This is a genomic window from Algibacter sp., assembly GCF_039977455.1.
GTDB lineage: Bacteria > Bacteroidota > Bacteroidia > Flavobacteriales > Flavobacteriaceae > Algibacter_B.
In genome coordinates, this window is the sequence record NZ_JBDWDG010000020.1 from 85810 (window position 1) to 107170 (window position 21361).

At 33.0% G+C, this 21361-nt stretch carries 14 protein-coding genes and 1 tRNA gene; 4 read left to right on the plus strand and 11 right to left on the minus strand.

Annotated features, from left to right (window positions below):
* Positions 1-8: 8 nt before the first annotated feature.
* The 4 genes from ABJM36_RS08705 to ABJM36_RS08720 form a co-directional block, all read right to left on the minus strand.
* Positions 9-3434 carry a TonB-dependent receptor gene (locus ABJM36_RS08705; protein ID WP_348451071.1) on the minus strand — a complete coding sequence of 1142 codons (3426 nt, stop codon included), beginning with the start codon at positions 3432-3434 and terminating at the stop codon, positions 9-11.
* 205 nt (positions 3435-3639) lie between these two features.
* Positions 3640-4851 (minus strand): FecR domain-containing protein, encoded by a 1212-nt coding sequence (locus tag ABJM36_RS08710; RefSeq protein WP_348451072.1) that lies wholly within the window; start codon positions 4849-4851, stop codon positions 3640-3642.
* A 132-nt stretch (positions 4852-4983) separates the two neighbouring features.
* Positions 4984-5577, minus strand: a complete 594-nt coding sequence (locus tag ABJM36_RS08715; protein WP_348451073.1) for an RNA polymerase sigma-70 factor — start codon at positions 5575-5577, stop codon at positions 4984-4986.
* Between the two features lie 1215 nt (positions 5578-6792).
* A tRNA-Ser gene (locus tag ABJM36_RS08720) sits at positions 6793-6877 on the minus strand.
* A 113-nt stretch (positions 6878-6990) separates the two neighbouring features.
* Here ABJM36_RS08720 and ABJM36_RS08725 point away from each other — a divergent pair.
* Positions 6991-7695 carry an NAD(P)H-dependent oxidoreductase gene (locus ABJM36_RS08725; protein WP_348451074.1) on the plus strand — a complete coding sequence of 235 codons (705 nt, stop codon included), beginning with the start codon at positions 6991-6993 and terminating at the stop codon, positions 7693-7695.
* A 134-nt stretch (positions 7696-7829) separates the two neighbouring features.
* Positions 7830-9023 carry a DegT/DnrJ/EryC1/StrS family aminotransferase gene (locus tag ABJM36_RS08730; protein ID WP_348451075.1) on the plus strand — a complete coding sequence of 398 codons (1194 nt, stop codon included), beginning with the start codon at positions 7830-7832 and terminating at the stop codon, positions 9021-9023.
* 126 nt (positions 9024-9149) lie between these two features.
* Here ABJM36_RS08730 and ribB read toward each other — a convergent pair whose 3' ends face one another.
* The 6 genes from ribB to tpx all read right to left on the minus strand — a co-directional run bounded on the left by ribB (position 9150) and on the right by tpx (position 16410).
* Positions 9150-10310 carry a 3,4-dihydroxy-2-butanone-4-phosphate synthase gene (ribB, locus tag ABJM36_RS08735; RefSeq protein ID WP_348451076.1) on the minus strand — a complete coding sequence of 387 codons (1161 nt, stop codon included), beginning with the start codon at positions 10308-10310 and terminating at the stop codon, positions 9150-9152.
* Positions 10311-10326: 16 nt separating this feature from the next.
* Positions 10327-12297, minus strand: coding sequence for an LptF/LptG family permease (locus tag ABJM36_RS08740; RefSeq protein WP_348451077.1), 1971 nt, complete (start codon positions 12295-12297; stop codon positions 10327-10329).
* A 9-nt stretch (positions 12298-12306) separates the two neighbouring features.
* Positions 12307-12942 carry an outer membrane lipoprotein carrier protein LolA gene (locus ABJM36_RS08745; protein WP_348451078.1) on the minus strand — a complete coding sequence of 212 codons (636 nt, stop codon included), beginning with the start codon at positions 12940-12942 and terminating at the stop codon, positions 12307-12309.
* 46 nt (positions 12943-12988) lie between these two features.
* Positions 12989-15382, minus strand: a complete 2394-nt coding sequence (locus ABJM36_RS08750; protein ID WP_348451079.1) for a DNA translocase FtsK — start codon at positions 15380-15382, stop codon at positions 12989-12991.
* A gap of 160 nt (positions 15383-15542) precedes the next feature.
* Positions 15543-15911 (minus strand): diacylglycerol kinase family protein, encoded by a 369-nt coding sequence (locus tag ABJM36_RS08755; protein WP_348451080.1) that lies wholly within the window; start codon positions 15909-15911, stop codon positions 15543-15545.
* Positions 15904-16410, minus strand: coding sequence for a thiol peroxidase (tpx, locus tag ABJM36_RS08760; protein WP_348451081.1), 507 nt, complete (start codon positions 16408-16410; stop codon positions 15904-15906). Before tpx ends, ABJM36_RS08755 begins: the two co-directional genes overlap by 8 nt.
* A gap of 312 nt (positions 16411-16722) precedes the next feature.
* On the opposite strand from tpx, the gene katG reads away from it, so the two are divergent.
* Together katG and ABJM36_RS08770 are read left to right on the plus strand one after the other, a co-directional pair.
* The gene (katG, locus tag ABJM36_RS08765) at positions 16723-18903 is read left to right on the plus strand and encodes a catalase/peroxidase HPI (protein WP_348451082.1); all 2181 of its coding nucleotides are present in this window, start codon (positions 16723-16725) and stop codon (positions 18901-18903) included.
* A gap of 273 nt (positions 18904-19176) precedes the next feature.
* Positions 19177-19647 (plus strand): ankyrin repeat domain-containing protein, encoded by a 471-nt coding sequence (locus tag ABJM36_RS08770; RefSeq protein WP_348451083.1) that lies wholly within the window; start codon positions 19177-19179, stop codon positions 19645-19647.
* A 181-nt stretch (positions 19648-19828) separates the two neighbouring features.
* Here ABJM36_RS08770 and ABJM36_RS08775 read toward each other — a convergent pair whose 3' ends face one another.
* Complete coding sequence (locus tag ABJM36_RS08775; protein ID WP_348451084.1) at positions 19829-21049, minus strand: hypothetical protein; 1221 nt, start codon at positions 21047-21049, stop codon at positions 19829-19831.
* Between the last annotated feature and the right edge of the window lie 312 nt (positions 21050-21361).

A 21361-nucleotide genomic window follows, 5' to 3' on the forward strand; every position in this document is an offset into this window, starting at 1 on the left:
ATTATTGATTAAAAGCTAATAGTTAGACCTAAAGTAAATGTTTGAGCTAGGGGGTAAGCATAGCCTTCATCTTGAATAAGGTCTGTTGTTTCACCTCCTCGAGGATCACTAACTGATTCTGGATCTAATCCAGCGTAATCTGTAATCGTTAATAAATTGTTTCCAGATAGATTTAAACGGGCTCTTTTTATTCCCATTTCAGTTAACCACTGATTTTCAAAATTATATCCTATAGATGCTGAACGCAATCGGACATAAGATGCATCACTAATGAATGTAGAACTGAGAGTTTCTGCAGGCGCACCAAGTCGCCCATATGTTGCGTTAGTGTTTTCTGGAGTCCAAGTATCATATACAATGGTAGTTGTATTTAAATAAGGGTCTGAATTACTTAGTTGTGGAAGTAATGAGTTTGAAACTTGACGAGAATGTCCTTGTGCAAATTGAACATTAAAACTAGCATCAAAATTTTTATAACTAAATGAATTGTTCCATCCTCCAAAATAATCAGGATTTATATCTCCAAGAACAGTTCTATCTAAGGTTGTTATTTCACCATCTCCATTAATATCTTTATAAATATAATCTCCTGGTTGTGTAAGTCCAGAGAAGTAACTTCCATCGGAAGCGCCAGCATTTAATGCTGTAATTTGTGCTTGATCTTGCGCTATACCTTCTTGAACATATCCAGAAATTACACCAATTGGTTGTCCTTCTAAAATATTTGGAGAACTTCCACTTGAAGCTACTGAACCATCATATAAATTATCTACAACTCCTTTGATAAAAGAAATATTAAATGAAGAATTCCAATTAAAATTCGAATTGTTCACAATGTCACCTCCTATGGTTATTTCCCATCCTTTATTGCTCACATCGGCAACATTTGCATTATAAGCAGCAAAACCGGTTTCAGATGGCAATGGCGTGTATAAAATAATTCCTGAAGTGATTTTTTCAAAATAAACAATTTCTCCATGCAATCGATTATTTAAGGCTCTAAATTCTAAACCTAGGTCCAGTTGATCTGTTGATTCCCAACGAATGTTGCGGTTTGGTAGTCCTGTAATTGCAATGCCATTAACATTAGCATAAAGCGAGTAATTATTTGCTAAAGATGACATATAAGCTAAATATGAAAATGAAGCTAAATTATCATTTCCTGTACGCCCTAAAGAAGCTCTTAATTTTAATTGATTGATAGCATCCATACTAAAAAAATCTTCATTGTGCATGTTCCATGCTAACGCACCTGAAGGAAAAGTTCCATATTGGTTGTTTGTTCCAAATTTAGTAGATCCATCTCTTCTAACCGTTAATGTAGCCAAGTAACGATCTTCAAAATTATAGTTTACACGACCAAATAATGAATTAAGCCCACCTTCTATGGATTCACTTTCATAACTTGAAATACGATTAGCAGAACGTGGATCGACCAAAATAAAATCATCTGGAAAGCCTGAATAAGTTTGTGCTTCAATATCTGTTCTATTGTGATCCCATGACATTCCAATTATGGCGTCTAATTTATGAACTCCAAAAGACTTCGAATAATTTAAGGTATTACTAAATACAGTTGCAAAAGCATCTGTGCGTTGTTGTTCTAGTGTTGCTTCAGCAACTGGTGAATTATAGAGGTTGAAAATAGCATTATCAGAAAAGGATGGGTCGAAATTAGAAGCCTTATCATTACTCACTGAAAGATTAATTTGTGATCTAAATTTTAAACCATCTATAACCTTGACTTCTCCATAAACTGAACCAAATACATATTGGCCTATAATTTTATTTGTAGCTAAACCAGAGCCGCCTACTGGGTTTCTAGAAATTACGTCAGGTCCAAATACACCTCCTAATGCTGGTGTGCCAGTGTACTGTCCATTATTGTCATAAACTCCTAAATCTGGTCTAAAAAATCCAGATGTTAAACTAGTTACCCCAGAAGTTTTATTTACCGAATAATTATAATTAAATGACACTCCAGTTTTAAAACGTTCCGTAACATCAGCATCTATATTCGCACTTAAACTATACCTATCTAATTCACTTCCAATCATAATACCTTTTTGATCCGTAACGCCCACAGAAATCAAATAATTTAAATTTTCTGTTCCTCCATTTAGCCCAAACCTATAATCATTCCATAAGGCATTATTATTAGTGATTTTATCTTGCCAATTTGTATTTTCAGTACCAAAAAATTGATCTGGTGTATTTACAATAATATTATCTGTTGAACTTCCTGAGCCTGTATCAATTCTATGTTGTGCTCCTTCGGTTACAAATGATTTATATTGTTCTACGTTTAATACATCCCAAGTATTTACAGGGTTGGATATGGTGGAGTTTAAAGAAAATGTAAATTGAGGTTTTTGGTTTCTAGTTCCTTTTTTGGTGGTAATAAGAACTACACCGTTGGCTGCTCTAGAACCATAAATACCGGCTGCCGAAGCGTCTTTTAAGACATCAACCCGTTCAATGTCATTTGGATTAATAGCTAACAAGGGGTTTTCTCTGTTTCCAAAAATTCCAATACCATTTTCTTCAAAAATAGGGTTTACAATAATTGGTACTCCATCAACGACATACAAAGGTTGGTTATCACCACGTAAAGCACTTAAACCTCTTATATGAACAATGGCTCCTGCTCCAGGGGCACCACTCAATGCGTTAACGTAAACTCCCGGTATTTTACCTACTAATGCTTGATCTATAGTTTGGGTTTTTATCTGAGATATTTCATCTGCTTTTACCGTGCCAACAGAGCCTGTAAGGTCTTTCTTTTTTGTGGCTCCGTAACCAACTAAAACAACTTCATCTAAGTCGCTAAAGTCCTCTTGTAGCGTTACATTAATTTCTTTTTTGGTTCTAACTACAACCTCTTGACTATGATAGCCTAGATGAGAAAATATCAATACACTTGCTGGGTCTGGTGTTGTAATTTGATATTCTCCTTCAAAATTAGAAGACACTCCTGTGTTGGTTCCTTTTATTAAAATTGTAACTCCAAATAAAGGTAAACCATCTTTATTGGTAATTTTGCCAAAGACTTGTTGCTGATAAATTTTGGATTTTTCTTTGATTAAGATGGTATTGTCACTGGAGAGAATGATTTTAAAATTGGTTGTTGAAATACTTTCTCGTATCAATTTATTTGCTCTAATCACCCCTTTTTTTAGTTGTGTTTTGGGGAGGTTTTTAAATAAATTTTCTGGGTACAAAAAATTGTACTTTGTTTGTTCCATAATTAGCTGAAACACCTGGTCAACAGTGACTTCTCTATCAGAATCAATTGTTACTTTTTCTTGTGCCAACGTGGTTTCAACATTAAAGCTGAAGACTGTGGTACATAATAAAAACAGGAATGTTCTCATGAGTAGTTTTAGGAAACTTTTTCGAATACCGAAATGACGGTTAGTTAATTTAATTTTCATAAATTTGCTTGTTATTAGTTAATTAAACTTTAATTAATACGTTATAGGGGGGATGTACAGTGTCTTACTTTCTCAGGGTGTGAACTGTTTTCCTCCTTTATTTTGTGTCAAAAAATTTTTCTACATAAGCGTTTATTTTTTTATAATTATTGTTGCGAACTTCTAGATTATTAATAAAATAAATAATTAGCCGTCTTATTCATAGCTACTTTACGATAAGGGTTTTGTTGTTTATTTCATAATCATTAATTACTTCGAAACTTTTGATTGTGTTTAAAATATCTGTAATGTTTTGGTTTTTACGAAGTATTCCTATAAATCTAACTTCTTCTAAGTCTTTTTTCACAATAGTTACATCCATATCATACCAACGCGATAACATTTTCATTATCTCTTTGAGGTTTTTACCTTTAATAATAAATTCTCCATTTCTCCAAGCAATTTCACTTTTAATATCAATATTATTAATTGATAAGTTGTTATTTTTTGTATTTAGACTGGCTTGCTGGTTAGGTATTAGTAGAACGCTTTTATGAGCATTATTAACAGCTACTTTTCCTTCTACTAAGGTTGTATAAATGGTTGTTTCATCTCTGTAAGCTTTAATATTGAATTCCGTACCTAAAGCTTCTACTTCTTGAGCATTATTTAATACTTTAAATTTGGAACCATGGTGTTCGCTACTCGGTGATACATCAAAATAGGCTTCTCCGTAAACAAGTTCTACTTCTCGTGGTTCCCCTTTTGTAAAAGCAACTGGATATTTTAATTTAGTTTCAGAGTTTAGCCAAACTTGCGTGCCATCTGAAAGTATAAGGTGAAACTCACCTCCTCTAGGAATTGTTAAATAGTTGTATGACGTCTTGTTACTAGTTGTTGCAGATTGATTGGTGGTGGGTTTGTAGGTTATTTCTTCGCCGTTACTTGTGGATTTTTTAGTTTGAAAGGTTATACCTTTTGATAAGCTAATTTCTTCTCCATTTCCTAATGTTAGGGTGGCTTTATTGGTGCCTGTTTTAATTTGATTATTGACTATAATAGAAGTTTCAAGCTGCGAATTTGTTTTATTCGTATTTTTAAACCAAACTCCTATTGAAATAAGAGTAACTATTGAGGCTGCAACACTATATTTAAACCATGGTTTTTTATATAGTGAAATTATAGGTTGTTTTTCGTGTTTTTCTAAAGGAAGTGTAGAAGAATCTGTGCTTTCAGTTATATTTTTGAAAATGTCAATTGCCTTATCTTCAGAAATATCTACTGTAGCCTTATCTTCAGCCATTAGTGCTATCTCCTGCTTTAATAGGATATCATACTTGCCAGAATTAACAGCATGTATTAACATTCGTGTTTCCTCTTTAGAAGCCGAGTTGTTTACATATTTATGTAGTAATGTAATAAAATATTCTTGTCTCATTATTAATAAGACTTCTAAGAATAGGTGATGGGGGTATAAAATTCCAGTATTTTTTTTGAATTTCTGTTATTTAATACTAAAAAAACGCCTAAAGCCTTTTAAACACTACGTAATATGCCATATAGTATTATTTCAAAAAAAGTAGATATTTATCAAAAATAGAATAACAGAAAGCTCCATATATTCAGATAAATGGTTTCTAAGAAATGCTAAAATATGTTTCATATGTGTTTTAACAGTAAGCGGAGAAAGGTTTAACTGTATAGCAATTTCAGGATATGTTAAACCTTGATTTCTAGAAAGCTGATAGATGTTTTTTTGTTGTGGAGGTAGTTTATTGAGAGCTTCTTCTAATAATGTTTCTAACTGTTCTTTTCGAATACCATAATCGGTATCATTTAATGCGTTTAAGGTTTTATTGGGTTCTTCTTCATTAATTGATGCTTTGGCTATTTTTTTAAATTCATCGAAAACTTGATTTTTAGCAGTTTTATATAAATAAGCTCTAAAATTTATTACTTGTGGAAATTGTACTCTTTTATTCCAAATTTTAATGAAAACATCTTGGACAACGTCTTCAGCTAATACAGAAGATTTAAGAAGTTTTAAAGCCAAACTATAAATACCAGGTCTATAATGATCAAAAATCTGCTTAAACGCCAAGGTGTCACCGTCTGCCGTACAAGCTAGTAATTGCTTTTCATTAATAAGTGGTTTATAAGGCATTCAAGCTTTGTTGTTTAATGGCAATTGTTATCTTAAATAAATTTGTTTTCTAGATTTATTTCTAATCCTATTGGTGAATATTTATACTTTTCATTAAAGATCCAAGAAGTTTTAGTGGAGGCGCCTAATAGTGATTTATATAAGGTTTTGTTTACTAAAGTTTGAGGTGTTGTTTCAATACAAGTAGCATTGGCTTTGCAATTCGTTATTTGATAAAATTGACTTGAATGCTTAATTAAATGTATTAGGGGCAAGTAATGCGCAAATATGGATCTTGTGGTTATTGCAAAAACATAAAAGATAAAGCATGGGGTAATCAATTTTTTTTTTCGCATAATTACGTGGGTCTTACGATAGTTGTTTATAAAAGTTAACAACTTGCTTGTTATAGGCAGGCAGTTCAAGGGTATACCATGATTTCTCTACACAAACTTACAATAATTATTAAATAAATATTTGTTTGTTTTTAACCTAATAGTGTGCTATTTTAACAATAACACTTCATTTAAGTGTAGGTTTTATTGGATTAATTGTTAATTTAACAATCGTTTTTATCAGGAGATTGAATGAGTATGATAAAACTTTGGTGGAAGCCGTTTAGGGATTGTAAATAAAAGCTAAAATAGTTAAAGAATAAAAATAGCTTCAAAACACTTTAATAACAGGTTAGAGATTGTTGCACGGCAAGCTTCTATAGATAAAAAAATAAACATGCATATTGCCCGACATAGTTTTGGTAATATTTCTGCAAATAAAACCCCTACCCAAATATTTCAAAATTTATAAAGGCAATCTTCGGCAACAACAATTATGCTTTATCAAGCTAGTTTTATAAAAAGAGATGTGGATGAGGCTTTGAATATGGTTATAGATTTTAAAGTTTTTTATTGGTAAATATATATTGAATTTTTTTTGAATAAAATTATTAACATTACAGAGTTATTTAGGAATTGAATATATTCTAAATAGCCTGTTTATAGGGTTTCCTACATTCTTATTTTCAAAACGTGTTCATTTGTGTTCTCAAAAGTAGGAGTATTATTAAATGTAGACATAAAACAAACGGTTTAGAGTGAACTAAACCGTTTGTTTTTGGGTAATTTCGAATTGTAGCGAGAGCGGGGCACGATCCCGTGACCTTCTAGTTATGAAAATGTAAAAAGCCCATAAACATAAAGTTTATGGGCTTTTGGTGGCATTTAATGCCATTTTCAGCGGAGAATGAGGGATTCGAACCCCCGGAGGTGTGACCCTCAACAGTTTTCAAGACTGCCGCATTCGACCACTCTGCCAATTCTCCTTGAGTGCCTCATCAGGTATTCCCTGAATGCGGGTGCAAATATAAGAGCCTTTTTCTTTGTATTCAAATAAAATCTAAACTTTTTTTATAATAAATTTTAAGTCCTTCAAAATGTGCATATTTTACAGGGTAATTATTATAAAAACAGAAACGCAAACCCTATTTTTGCAAAAATAGATTACATATTAATGGATACCATACAACAGCTAAAGTGGCGTTATGCAACAAAAAAATTCGATGCCACAAAAAAATTAAGCAAGGCCAAATTAAAAATCATAACAGAAGCCTTTAACCTAACCGCAACTTCATTTGGTTTACAAACCATAAAATTGGTGGTAATCGAAAATAAAAACCTAAGAGAATCACTAGTAGCGCACTCATATAATCAAAAACAAGTGCTAGACGCTTCGCATTTACTGGTAATCTGCATACAAGATAATATAGAGGAAATCGATGTTTCCAGCTATTACCAAAATATAAAAAATACGCGCAACACCCCAGAAAATATATTAAAACCTTACCGAGAAGGTTTAGTAAGTATAATGCAAGGTAAGTCGCAACAAGAACGCCAACAATGGTCTAAAAATCAAGCGTACATTGCATTAGGTAATTTGCTAACCGTTTGCGCAATCGAAGAAATCGATTCCTGCCCTATGGAAGGATTTTCACCTACCAAATACGACGACATCCTTAAATTAAAAGAAAAGGGGCTAAAATCGGTATTACTTTTACCTATAGGTTATCGCGCCGAAGACGATATGTTTTCAACGCTAAAAAAAGTTAGAAAACCAATAGAAGAAGCAGTAATAAACATTTAAATAATTTGGGCGTTACCACAAGGGTCGGGCTTTACGCTATATCTTTTTTTGCCATATATGGCAGCAAAAAAAGGATGCCGCTACAATCCCTAACGCAATGGCAAGGTCCCAATCAACATAAAATAAAATAGAATATGCCAGGATTTGAATTATTTGGAGATTTAGAAAGAAAACAAGTAAACGATGTTTTAGATAACGGCGTGCTTATGCGCTACGGATTTGATGGTATGCGTAACGGTCATTGGAAAGCTAAAGAGTTAGAAACCGAACTTCAAACCACATTTCAGTCCAAACACGTACAATTAGTATCATCTGGTACAGCAGCCGTATCGGTAGCCTTAGCATCTGCAGGAGTAGGATCGGGCGACGAGGTAATCATGCCAACCTTTACTTTTGTAGCCAGTTTCGAGGCCATAATGATGCTTGGTGCCATACCCGTTTTGGTCGATATAGATGATACCTTAGGATTAAACCCCGAAGCAGTACAAGATGCTATTACACCAAAAACAAAAGCTATTATGGTGGTGCAAATGTGCGGAAGTATGGCAAATATGGATGCCTTGCAAACCATTGCAGAAACACATAATATATTATTAATTGAAGATGCTTGTCAGGCCATTGGAGGAACCTTTAAAGGCAAACCACTTGGAAGCATTGGCGATTTAGGTTGTTTCTCTTTCGATTTTGTTAAAACCATAACCTGTGGCGAAGGCGGAGCCGTAATAACAAATAATAAAGACTATTATTTAAATGCCGACCATTACAGCGATCATGGGCATGATCATGTTGGAAATGATAGAGGAGCCGAAACACACCCGTTTTTAGGCTATAATTTCCGTATTTCAGAGCTTCATGCGGCTGTAGGATTAGCACAAGTTAAACGCTTGCCAGAGTTCTTAGAACTTCAAAAAAAGAACTTCAATATATTACGAGAGGCCTTAAAAGCAATTCCAGAAGTTACCTTTAGAACCGTACCAGAAGGCGGAGTAGAAAGTTGCGCTTTTTTAAATTTCTTCTTACCAGATTTAGAAACCACAAGAAAAGTAATTGAAAAGTTTAAACACGAAGGTGTCGATGCCTGTTGGAATTATTACCACAACAACTGGCATTACATACGCGAATGGGACCATTTAAAAGATTTAAAATCACTATTTCCAATCTCTAAAGAGGTTAAGGAAGGTTTAAGCTATCTTAAATCAAAAACTTTTGAAAAATCCGATTATTATATTGGCAGAAACATATCTTGTTTAATAAAGCTATCTTGGACAGAAGCCGAAGTTAAATCTCGTGCAGAAAAAATGGTAAAAGCTATTAAGGCAAGTATTTAATTGAAACTTGGTTAAGCACAAGGATTTAAAAAAAGGAGCATAAAGTTAAACACGTTATGCTCCTTTTCTTTAAAAGAATTTTATGTTTGTTTTATAGTCTTAAGTTATAAAAACAAGGTCTAACAATTAATATTTAACATATTCTACTATTTCTAAGCCATAACCAATCAAACCAACACGTTTAGTTTGTTCGGTGTTAGAAATTAAGCGAAGCTTATGTATGTTTAAATCGTGTAGAATTTGTGCACCAATTCCAAAATCTCTATTATCCATATTTATTTTAGGTGCTCTAGCGACTTCATTTTGTGCTTGATTTTCTTTTAAAAATGACAAACGACTCAAAATATTCATCGATTGCGATTCCTGATTAATAAATATAATAGCCCCTTTACCAGCATCATTAATCACCTTAAACATATCGTCTAGTTGTTGGTCGGCATTGTTGGTAAGTGTTCCTAAAATATCATTATTAAATAATGTGCTGTTTATTCTAGTAAGAACCTTGTCGTTATCTTTCCATTGCCCTTTAGTTAAGGCTATGTGAACTTGATTATTAGTTGTTTGTTTGTAAGCTCTTAATCTAAAGCTTCCAAAACGGGTTTCTATTTGAAAATCTTCTTTTTTCTTAATTAAAGAGTCGTGTTGCATTCTATAGGCTACTAAATCTTCAATAGAAACTATTTTTAAATCTAGTTTTTTTGCCACCTTAAAAAGTTGTGGTAAACGCGCCATAGTACCATCTTCGTTCATGATTTCAACAATCACACCAGCGGGATTTAAACCTGCTAATCTTGCAAAATCTATCGCAGCTTCAGTATGCCCCGTACGTCTTAAAACACCACCTTCTTTAGCAACTAAGGGAAAAATATGCCCTGGTCTAGCCAATTCAAATGGCTTGGTATCTTCATTAATTAAGGCTTGAACAGTTTTGGCACGATCGCTTGCCGAAATACCGGTAGTAACACCATTACCTCTTAAATCTACCGAAACGGTAAATGCGGTTTCCATAGGATCAGTATTATTACGAACCATCATCCCTAACTCAAGCTCTTTACACCTGTTTTCAGTTAATGGTGCACAAATAAGACCTCTACCATGGGTTGCCATAAAGTTTATCATTTCTGGTGTAACCTTATCAGCAGCGGCCAAAAAATCACCTTCATTTTCACGATTTTCATCATCAACAACTATAATAACTTTTCCGTTTCTTATGTCATCTATAGCCTCGTGTATTGTGTTAAGCTTAAACTCTTTTTTTACTTTTTGTGTCATAGTACTAACTATCATAATGCAAAGATATGGCTTATTTTAAGGATTCTAAACAATTTGTCTTTAAGTCGGTTTTCATTTGTTCTCTTAACAGAAAATGTGTAACAAAATATAAAGGCAGCCCAAGTATTAAAAGTCCAATACTAGGTTTGTTTTCTTTTTTATGGATTTGATTATAAAATTGATAGGTGTTAATTATCGATTTTATATAGTAAACAACATATAATACAAACGAAATGATACTAAGCTGTATGGATGCTGTTGCCAAGGGTAATAGTTTATTGTTTTTAAACACAAAGAACAGAATTAGCAATACAATGCCTATGATGTAAAGCACTAAAGTAAATTTAGAATGTTCTTTATAATTTACGCTAATTGCTTCAACACTATCATATTCATTACTAATATTTAAACCATTTGCTCTTAAATCGGATGAAGTCAAACCTCTTGAATGTAATAACTCAAGTGCTTTAGGTTTTACAGCCTCGTCATGATTTAGGGTATCAAAATTAGTAATGGTGTTAATTAATTCTTCATTATTGTAATCTTGTAAAAATTTAAAATCAATAGCGTCTTTTTCTTTAATTTTAAATAGTTTTTTCAAGGGGTCGATAACACCTCCAAAATCAACTAAACCTCTATCGGCGGTTGCTCGTTTTGTTAAGAAAATTCCAAGCGGAAGCATGAGCAAGGTTGAAAACCAAGGAGCTAGAATGGGGTTGAAATCTCCCGATTTAGCACTGTTAAGAGCAAAAATCCCTATAAAATGATACGTTAAAAATAGGAGTATAGCTATTACTAACGGTAAACCAATACCACCTTTTCTAATTAATGCGCCTAAAGGTGCACCAACAAAGAATAAAATAACACAAGCAAAACCTAGGGCAAATTTTTCATGTAGTGAAATAACATGTCTGTTAAGCCAAGCTTTTGAGACTTTCATTGCCGACTCTCTGGTTGTGATAAATTGTTTGGAACTTACCATGGATTTTGAAGTCACATCAACCAGTTGTATTTTCTGTTTGGTGTCGAATAAATCCAAAATCGGACCAACATATTCTGTGGTATCAACACTTCTTTTTCTTGTTGGCATTTTTTGGCTAATCCCAGTTCTAGTCAATAAATTTTTAGTGAAAGCTTCGTTTTCATCGTTGTATTTTAAAACTAAAGAATCGATGGTTTTAGTCAATCCGCTAACATTTAGCATGTTGTATTTGTCGGTTTGCGATTGTTCATCAAAATCAACATCATTCAAGTTGGATAAATCGATGTTTATAATTTTAGTTTCAAATTTACTTTTTATAAAAGGCTTTTTGTTTTTATCTTTTCTTTTTTTAGGATTAAGATCGCTGTAATAGTGACCATCATTTAAAATAAGTTTTAAAACGTTTGAATTTTCTTGACTAGCAAGTTCTCCGGTTTTAGATTTTATAACAGTTGTATTCGTTCTGCCATCATTTCCTTTAACATGGATAGTTACATCTTCTAAAAACTGATTTCTATCACCACTTTTCTTTTCTACCTTAATATTATATGGCGTTGATTCTATAGGGTTAAATTGACCTTCGGCAATAGCCATAGAAGGTTTCAGTTTCGCTATGTTTTTTCTTAAGTTATAGGAATTAAGTTCTGCCCAAGGAATTACATTATTTGAGAAGAAAAAAGTAATAATTCCTAAACCTACAATAAATATGCTTAATCCAGACATGGCACGCTGTAACGAAATACCTGTAGATTTCATGGCAGCAAACTCATAGTTTTCTGCAAAACTACCAAATACCATAATGGAAGCTAAAAGAATAGTAAGCGGTAAAACTAATGGTATAAGCTTTGGCATAAAATAGGCCAGAAATTTAAAAATAACCATGATATCTAAATCTTTACCGGCTAGCTCTTTTATATAAAGCCAGATGGTTTGTAAAACAAAAATCAGCATGAGTATGATAAACACGCTGAAAAAAGTTTTAAGATATGTGGTTATTATGTAGCGATCTAGAATTTTCACTCGTTAGGCCTAATCTAATTTGTTAATGTAATAATCTTGATATTTATTAGCATCAAAGGTAAATAAGGTTTTTGATACAGGCTCATTAGTTTTAAAAGAATTAACAGTAAGTGTTGTTTTTGTTCCGTTTTCACCAATTTGAATCAAATTATAGATGTGTTTTGTCTGTGCATCAATACCTAAAAGAATACTTTTTATTTCGGAATTGGAATCGATAGGTAAAAGTTTAATATACTGTATTTTTCTACCATTTATATTTTGAACAATATCTAAAGTGTAAGTATAGCCATCTTCATAAAACGATAGCATTTTACTGGGTGTAATGGCATCGTTTTCGTCATCAATATTAGATGTTATAGTAACTTCTTCATCTTCCGTACTAATGCTATACATAGTTTTACCATCAAAAAGTCTAGTAATACCTAGTATGTTTAATCGGTATTTTTCACCTAGCATAACCACATCACCTTTGGTTTCTTGCTTTATGTTTTCCGAAATATTTTCTAAAGTATATTTAAAGTCCAAAGCAATATTATCATAACTTTTTACTTTTTCTGAAACTTCATTTAACAATGTTTTAGCCTTATTTTGAGCAAAGGCGTTTATTGAAAGTGTAATTAATAATACAGTTAATAATTTTTTCATTGAAAATTTAAATTTTTAATTCCGCCTAAGCGAAAAAGGTACTTAATTATATTTCGTTTTCTAAATGTTGATCTAAGGCAATTAAATCTGGTACTAAAACTTGCCTTGCTTTACTACCTTCAAACGGACCTACTATTCCTGCTGCTTCTAACTGATCGATAATTCTACCAGCTCTATTATAACCTAATTTTAATTTACGTTGTAATAATGAGGCCGAACCTTGTTGAGCCGTAACAATAACTATAGCCGCATCTTTAAAAAGTTTGTCTCTGTCTGATATATCTATATCAAGACTTGTGCCACTTTCTTCGCCAACATACTCAGGAAGTAAATAGGCATCTGGATATGCTTTTTGTGCACCAATAAAGTCTACTATTTTTTCGACTTCTGGCGTGTCCACAAAGGCACATTGTATTCTTATCATGTCGTTTCCTTGTGTATAAAGCATATCTCCACGACCAATAAGCTGGTCGGCTCCTCCGGCATCTAGAATAGTACGCGAATCGATTTTACTAGATACTCTAAAGGCAATTCGTGCGGGGAAATTGGCTTTAATGATACCTGTAATAACGTTAACAGAAGGACGTTGCGTTGCAATAATTAAGTGAATACCAATAGCACGTGCTAATTGTGCTAATCGGGCAACTGGTGTTTCTACTTCTTTACCAGCAGTCATAATTAAATCGGCAAACTCATCAACCACCAAAACAATATAAGGTAAATATTGATGCCCATCATTAGGGTTTAATTTTCTAGCTTTAAATTTAGCATTGTATTCTGCTATATTTCTACAAAGTGCATTTTTTAGCATTTCGTAGCGGTTATCCATTTCTATACACAACGAGTTTAGGGTATGGATAACCTTAGTATTATCTGTAATAATAGCATCGGCTTCATCTGGAAGTTTTGCTAAATAATGACGTTCAATTTTGTTGAAAAGTGTAAGCTCTACTTTTTTAGGATCGACTAAAACAAACTTAACTTCGGCAGGGTGTTTTTTATATAATAACGAGGTTAAAACGGCATTTAAACCAACCGATTTACCTTGACCCGTAGCACCAGCCATAAGTAAGTGAGGCATTTTAGCTAAATCGACCACGAAAGTTTCATTACTAATGGTTTTTCCTAAGGCAACAGGTAAATGCATTTCTGAGGCTTGAAATTTCTTTGAAGCAATAACAGAACGCATAGAAACTATAGTCGAATTTTTGTTTGGAACCTCAATACCAATAGTTCCTTTTCCAGGAATGGGTGCAATTATACGAATCCCTAATGCTGAAAGTGACAAAGCAATATCATCTTCTAAATTTTTAATTTTAGAAATACGAATTCCGGCTTCTGGTACAATTTCGTATAATGTAACTGTTGGTCCTATTGTGGCTTTAATACTTGAAATACCAATTTTGTAATTGTTTAAAGTATCAACAATTTTGTTTTTATTATCTTCAAGCTCTTCTTGATTTATAGTAATACCTTCGGTGTCGTATTTTTTTAATAAATCGAGTGGTGGGTATTGGTATTTTGATAATTCTAAGGTCGGATCAAATTGACCAAAGTCTTCAACGAGTTTGTTAGCCAAATTATCATTTTCAGAACCTTCTTCAATAACCTCTTCAACCTTTATTTCTAAGGCTTCAGGTTCCTCTTCAATTTCTGGTTCTGGTATTTTTACTTCTAAAGGCGCAGTTTCTGTTTTGGATTTAGTGACTACGGGTTTAGGTTCAGGTTTATTACTTTCTAAGGCTATTTCATGCGCTGTTTTAATGGCTTCAGCTTCTTCAGATAAACTATTGTCAAAAGGTACAACAACATCATCTTTCATATCAGAAAGTTCATCTTTAATATCTTTTTTAGCTGTTTTAAAAAGTTTTGTAATACTTTCAAAAGTCACCTTAAATCGAATAGCTAAATAGGTTATCAATCCAAATAGCAGTAGGAGTACAATGCCAATTTTACCAATATAGTCTTGAAGAAAACTATTGATTTCAAAACCAATTACACCGCCCAAAATATCATTTTTGTTTCCGAAAAAACCAAAAAGAATAGATAACCAAATAATTATAAGGGTACCCCAAAACCAATGTCTTCTTAGTTTAGTTGTTGTTATGTTCATTAAAACATAAACACCAGATAAAAAGATTAGTCCGGAGAATATAAAAGAAGCAATACCAAATCCACGCTGAATAAAAAAGTCGCTTAACCAAGCTCCAGATTTGCTTAACCAGTTTTGCGTTTTAACATCGCGAGATGTAAAATCGGATAAGGCACTTTGGTCTATTTCTCCTGTAAATAGAAAAGAAACAAAGGCAATAAAAAGCAATAGGCCTGTAATAACAAGAAAACTCCCTAAAACCAACTTTTGTTGACTAGACAATTTAAAACTAGGTGCTTTTAATTTTTTTCTAGGTTCTTTTTTAGTTTTTGCTTTGCTTTTAGCCATTAATGGTTTGCGATTTCAAAAATTTGGATTGTATTTTATAACTGAGCAAAAATACAAATTACTAACGTTAACGAAACTTTATTTTTAAAAATTGCTAAGCAAGGCTTGTAATTTTTTTTTAAAGTGCAAAAAGAATACTAGGAACACTTTTAAATTGCCTTTAAAAAATTTTTGGAAGATAGATAATAAGACCAATAATACTAGAAAAAACAGAGGCTATAAAAACAGCCCCTGCAGCTATATCTTTTATTAAACCAATTTTATCATGACGTTCTGGGTGAATAAAATTCGCAATTTCTTCAATTGCTGTATTTACACCTTCTACACTCATAACTAAACCAATGGCTAATATTTGGACAATCCATTCTGTGGTAGATATATCATAATAAAAACCCATTATCGTAACAGCAATAGCTATTGCAAATTGGATTTTTATACTTGCCTCGGTTTTTAAAAGTAGGACAGCGCCTTTAAAAGCGTATCCAATACTTTTTAATCGGTTTACTAAAAATGATTCTTTTTTAGGCATCTTGAAGCGCTTCCAAGGCAGCTTTGTAATTCGGTTCGTCTACAATTTCTCCAACTTGCTCGGTATGTTTTATAACGCCGTTTTCATCAACCACTACTACACAACGCGAGTGTAAACCTTCTAATGGACCGTCAACAAAATCTAAACCATATGCTTTTCCGAAGCTTCCATCTTTAAAGTCAGATAAATTTACAACATTATCTAAGCCTTCCGCACCACAAAAACGGCCTTGAGCAAAAGGTAAATCGCGAGAAATACAAAGGACCTTTGTGTTTTCTAATTCGCTAGCTTCCTTATTAAAGGTTCTAACAGATTGTGCGCAAGTACCTGTATCAATACTCGGGAATATATTTAAAACTAGTTTCTTACCTTGGTAGTTAGTTAAGCTATGTACTGCTAAATCGGTTGTAGTTAACAAGAAGTCAGGTGCTTTTGTTCCTACTTCTGGTAATTTACTTGAGGTGTTTATTGGGTTTCCTTTTAAGGTTACTGTTGCCATAATATTATTTTTAAATTTTTATAAAAATAAGAATATTTAGCACTTTGGATTGATATTAAATACAGTTTTTTTTAATTTTATTAATTAACTTAACTTAAAAAAAATAAGCTTTAATTAACACATTCATTTTATTTTGAACTTTATTTTTTCTTATATTTATAAGGAAAAGTTATGGTTTTTTAATTATCGATAAATTTTATTGATTTATGTATAAGTCATAAGAATTAATTATGGTTTCGTTGGGGCTTTATAAATCATAATTTTGGTTCAAGAAATATTTAACTCTTTTTTAAAAAAAAATATATATATAACATGGAAAATCTAAAAAATGGTTCATCAGGTGGTGGTAAATGTCCGTTTATGCATGGATCGAACACAGCAGTTGTAAATACGGTTACCGAGTGGTGGCCTAATAGTTTAAATCTAGATATTTTGCACCAGCACGATAAAAAAACAAATATTCTAGGTGAAGATTTTGATTATCAAGAAGCATTAAAAACCTTAGATGTTGAAGGGCTTAAAAAAGACCTTCATGATTTTATGACAGATAGTCAAGATTGGTGGCCAGCAGATTGGGGGCATTATGGCGGATTAATGATTAGAATGGCGTGGCATGCTGCAGGTTCGTATAGGTTAGCCGACGGACGTGGAGGCGGAGGCACAGGCAACCAACGTTTTGCGCCACTTAACTCTTGGCCAGATAATGTAAGTTTAGATAAAGCGAGACGTTTACTATGGCCAATCAAGAAAAAATATGGTAATAAAGTAAGTTGGGCAGATCTTATTATTCTAGCAGGAACTATTGCTTACGAAAATATGGGCTTAAAAACCTATGGTTTTGCATTTGGACGTGAAGATATTTGGAACCCAGAAAAAGATGTGTATTGGGGAGCAGAAAAAGAATGGTTAGCGCCAAGTGATGAACGCTACGCTAATGTTGATGCACCCGACACTATGGAAAACCCTCTAGCAGCCGTACAAATGGGATTAATATACGTAAACCCAGAAGGTGTTAATGGTAAGCAAGACCCCTTAAAAACAGCAGCTCAGATTAGAGAAACTTTTAAGCGTATGGCCATGAATGATGAGGAAACAGTGGCTTTAACAGCTGGTGGACATACCGTAGGTAAAACACACGGTAATGGCGATGCGAGTATTTTAGGTCCGGAGCCAGAAGCGGCGGGTGTTGAAGCACAAGGCTTAGGATGGGCAAATCCAACAAAATCTGGTAAAGGAAAATATACGGTTACTAGTGGTTTAGAAGGAGCTTGGACAACACACCCAACTAAATGGGATAACGGGTTTTTCGAAATGCTATTTAATCATGAGTGGGAATCTAGAAAAAGTCCTGCGGGAGCCGATCAATGGGAACCTGTTAGTATTAAAGAAGAAGATAAACCTGTTGATGTTGAAGATTTAACCACAAGGCATAACCCGATGATGACAGATGCAGATATGGCCATGAAAATGGATCCAATTTACAGAGAGATTTCATTAAAATTTAAAAATGATTTCGATTATTTCTCAGATACTTTCGCTCGTGCTTGGTTTAAATTAACACATCGTGATATGGGACCTAGAGATCGTTGGTTTGGTCCAGACGTGCCACAAGAAGAATTAATTTGGCAAGATCCAATTCCAAAAGGAAATCATAATTATGATGTTGAAGCAGTAAAAGCTAAAATTGGCGCTACAGACTTAAGTATTTCAGAATTGGTTACTACGGCTTGGGATAGTGCAAGAACGTTTAGAGGATCCGATTTTAGAGGTGGTGCCAACGGTGCTCGTATTCGTTTGGAGCCTCAAAAAAACTGGGAAGGTAATGAGCCAGCAAAACTACAAAAGGTTCTAGCGGTTTTAGAGCCCATAGCTGCGGAATTCGGAATTAGCGTTGCAGATGCTATTGTGCTAGCAGGTAATGTAGGCGTGGAAAGAGCTATTAGAAATGCAGGCATGCAAGTTACTGTGCCTTTTGCTCCAGGTAGAGGTGATGCTACACAGGCGATGACCGATGTGGAATCTTTTGAATCTATGGAATCGTTAGTAGATGGTTATAGAAACTACCAGAAAAAAGAATATGCGGTAAGTCCAGAAGAAATCATGTTAGACCATACTCAATTATTAGGTTTAACAGCAGCCGAAATGACTGTTTTAGTTGGAGGTATGCGTGTTATGGGAACAAACTATGGCGGTACTAAACATGGTGTGTTTACTGAAAATGTAGGTGCGTTAACAAACGATTTCTTTGTAAACCTAACGGATATGACTTACGATTGGAAACCTTTGGAAAACGGAACTTACGAAATTAGAAACCGTAACACAGGTGCTGTAAAATATACAGCCACACGAGTAGATTTAGTATTTGGTTCTAACTCCATATTACGTGCTTATGCCGAAGTATATGCACAAGATGATAGCAAAGAAAAATTTTTTAAAGATTTTGTTGCTGCCTGGACTAAAGTGATGAACGCTGATCGTTTTGATATAAAATAATAGTAATTAACATAGAGAAAAGAGGAGTGGATTGAAAAATCCATTCCTTTTTTATTGAAAAGAAATAAAAATAATCCCGTTTTGCATTTTTATGACATGCTGTGAATTTGAGTGTATTTTACGATTTAAAATGAATGAAATTTATTTAGAGAATACGAGTTTTAGTTACTTTACCGGTTCTCGATACCATTTTTTTATCAAAAAATCACTCGAACTGACACGACGTAACTGTTTAGCTCAAAGTGAACAACGGGTATAAAACCTATTAAAATAATGGAAAACATTGATAGCCTTTTTGAGAGTATAAAAAACAGACAAACCAGCGTTTTAAAGACCTTGTTAAGTGCCAACCCTAAATTAGCCGAAGCCAAAGACGAACGTGGGTTTACACCATTAATTCTGGCCACTTATTTTGATAATGAAGCTGCAACCAAAATATTAATAGAGCATAATGCACCAATAAATGCAAAAGATGCCTCGGGTAATACCGCTTTAATTGGCGTGAGTTTTAAAGGCAATATAGCATGTGCTAAGTATTTAATTGAACATGGCGCCGATGTAAACGAAGTGAATATTAACGGCACTACAGCCTTGTCTTTTGCAACCCAATACAATAAAATTGAAAGCGTAAAATTACTGTTAGAGCATCATGCCGATAAAACGATTAAAGATTTTAAAGGCAAAACAGCTTTAAATTATGCACAAGAAAAAGGGTTTAGTGAGCTTGTAGAGCTTTTGCAGTAGAATTTATAATTTGGGCGTTACCACGAGGGTCGGGCTTTACACTGTATCTTTTTTTGCCATTTATGGCAGCAAAAAAAGGATGTCGTTGCAATCCCTAACGCGTGAAAACTGGTAAAGTTAATGAGCTATAAGTAAATGGTTTTTTTTAATTTGTTTTAAATGCGTGTCGTGGTGTATAGTTTTATTCTTTTGATCTACTTAAAATTGAAGAGATTGATTTGTATCCTTCAATAAAGTTAACACCGATTGAAACGTAAGGCCTTCCATTTTCACCAACTAAATACCAGCCATATCCAACTTTTACAGTTCGTAGAAAAGTTGAAACTGATAATCCAAGACCAATAAGAGTATCTTCATTTGAATCTTGTAGCACAAGTAATTCAGGACCAAAACTTGGATTGATAAAATTCAATAAAAATTTTGACCCTTTGTTTAATTTATAATGAAAGCTTATCCCTGAGCTTCCAGCTGGTCTAAAATTAGAATTATTTTGGTTGATTGTATTCACCCATGAAAAGCCACCACTTGGAGTAGATTCCCAACCAAAATCTTCAAATTCAAATGTAGTAGTAAACGAGACGTTACCATCTGAACTGTTTATTATTGTTATGATTAGTTTGTCTTGAGGTTGAGGATTTGCCATACTAGAATTTACTTCAGCTTGAATAGGACCTCTAATAGTTGGTGTTACCTTGTAAGTATATTCTAAACCGTCTTGATTAGATTTTGTAATGTTTTTTTCAAACTCTTCTTGATTAGTATCTAATTTAACATCAAAATAACCACTAACAGCAATTGGAACGACTGATTCATCTATACGTTTTAAATATGCTTTTATTGTTAATTCAACACCATCATTTAATTGGTCATAAACTTCATCTTTAAATAGAATATTAATTATTGACCCTGGTTTTATATAATGATATGAAGATAAATTTGAAGGTTTTGTTAATTTATCTGTTCCGTTAGTTCTAGGGTTTCTAACGATAAATTCAGTAAAAGAAATTGGATTTCGAATATCTTCATTATACCAATACTTTTTTTTGCTTGAATCCAAAGGAATAATATTTTGATTGATAAAATTATTTTTATCATTAATTTGTGTTTCCACTTTTAACTTTTCATTTAACTCAAAGAGTAATGCTTTCAATGATATAATTCCTTTTTTTACTTCATTTTTACTTTTAGTTTTTTTCTGAATTAATATTGTATTGTCACCTTCTGTACTTAATATTTCATTTAAAAAAGCTTCTTCATACTCTAATTTTTTCTCTAATTGTTTTAAAGATTCGAGGTTAGCTTTAATTTGTTGATTTAGGTTTGTTTTTTCAGTAATTTGAGATGAACAAGGCATCATAAAGAATGTCATTATAATTAGTAATACAATTTTTGAGATTTTCATAATTAATAGTTTTTAAATTATTTAGGAGTAATATTTAAATTCCAAAACAAACTAGTTGTTTGAAATTCTTTAATCACTATTAATTATGAATTCTTAAGGGAAAGAAAAAAGTGCTAATTTCAATACTAAGTTAATTAAAATTAATTTAATTTCTAATTAGCATTTATTTGGGACGATTAAAAATTATGTACAACAGTTTTGTGTAAGAATAGTGCCAGATTTTTAAGCACTAGCTGTTCGGTTGAACACAGACCTTTTTTATATTTACTTACTTTCAATTTGGCGATTTAACCGCTATTATTTTTATACATT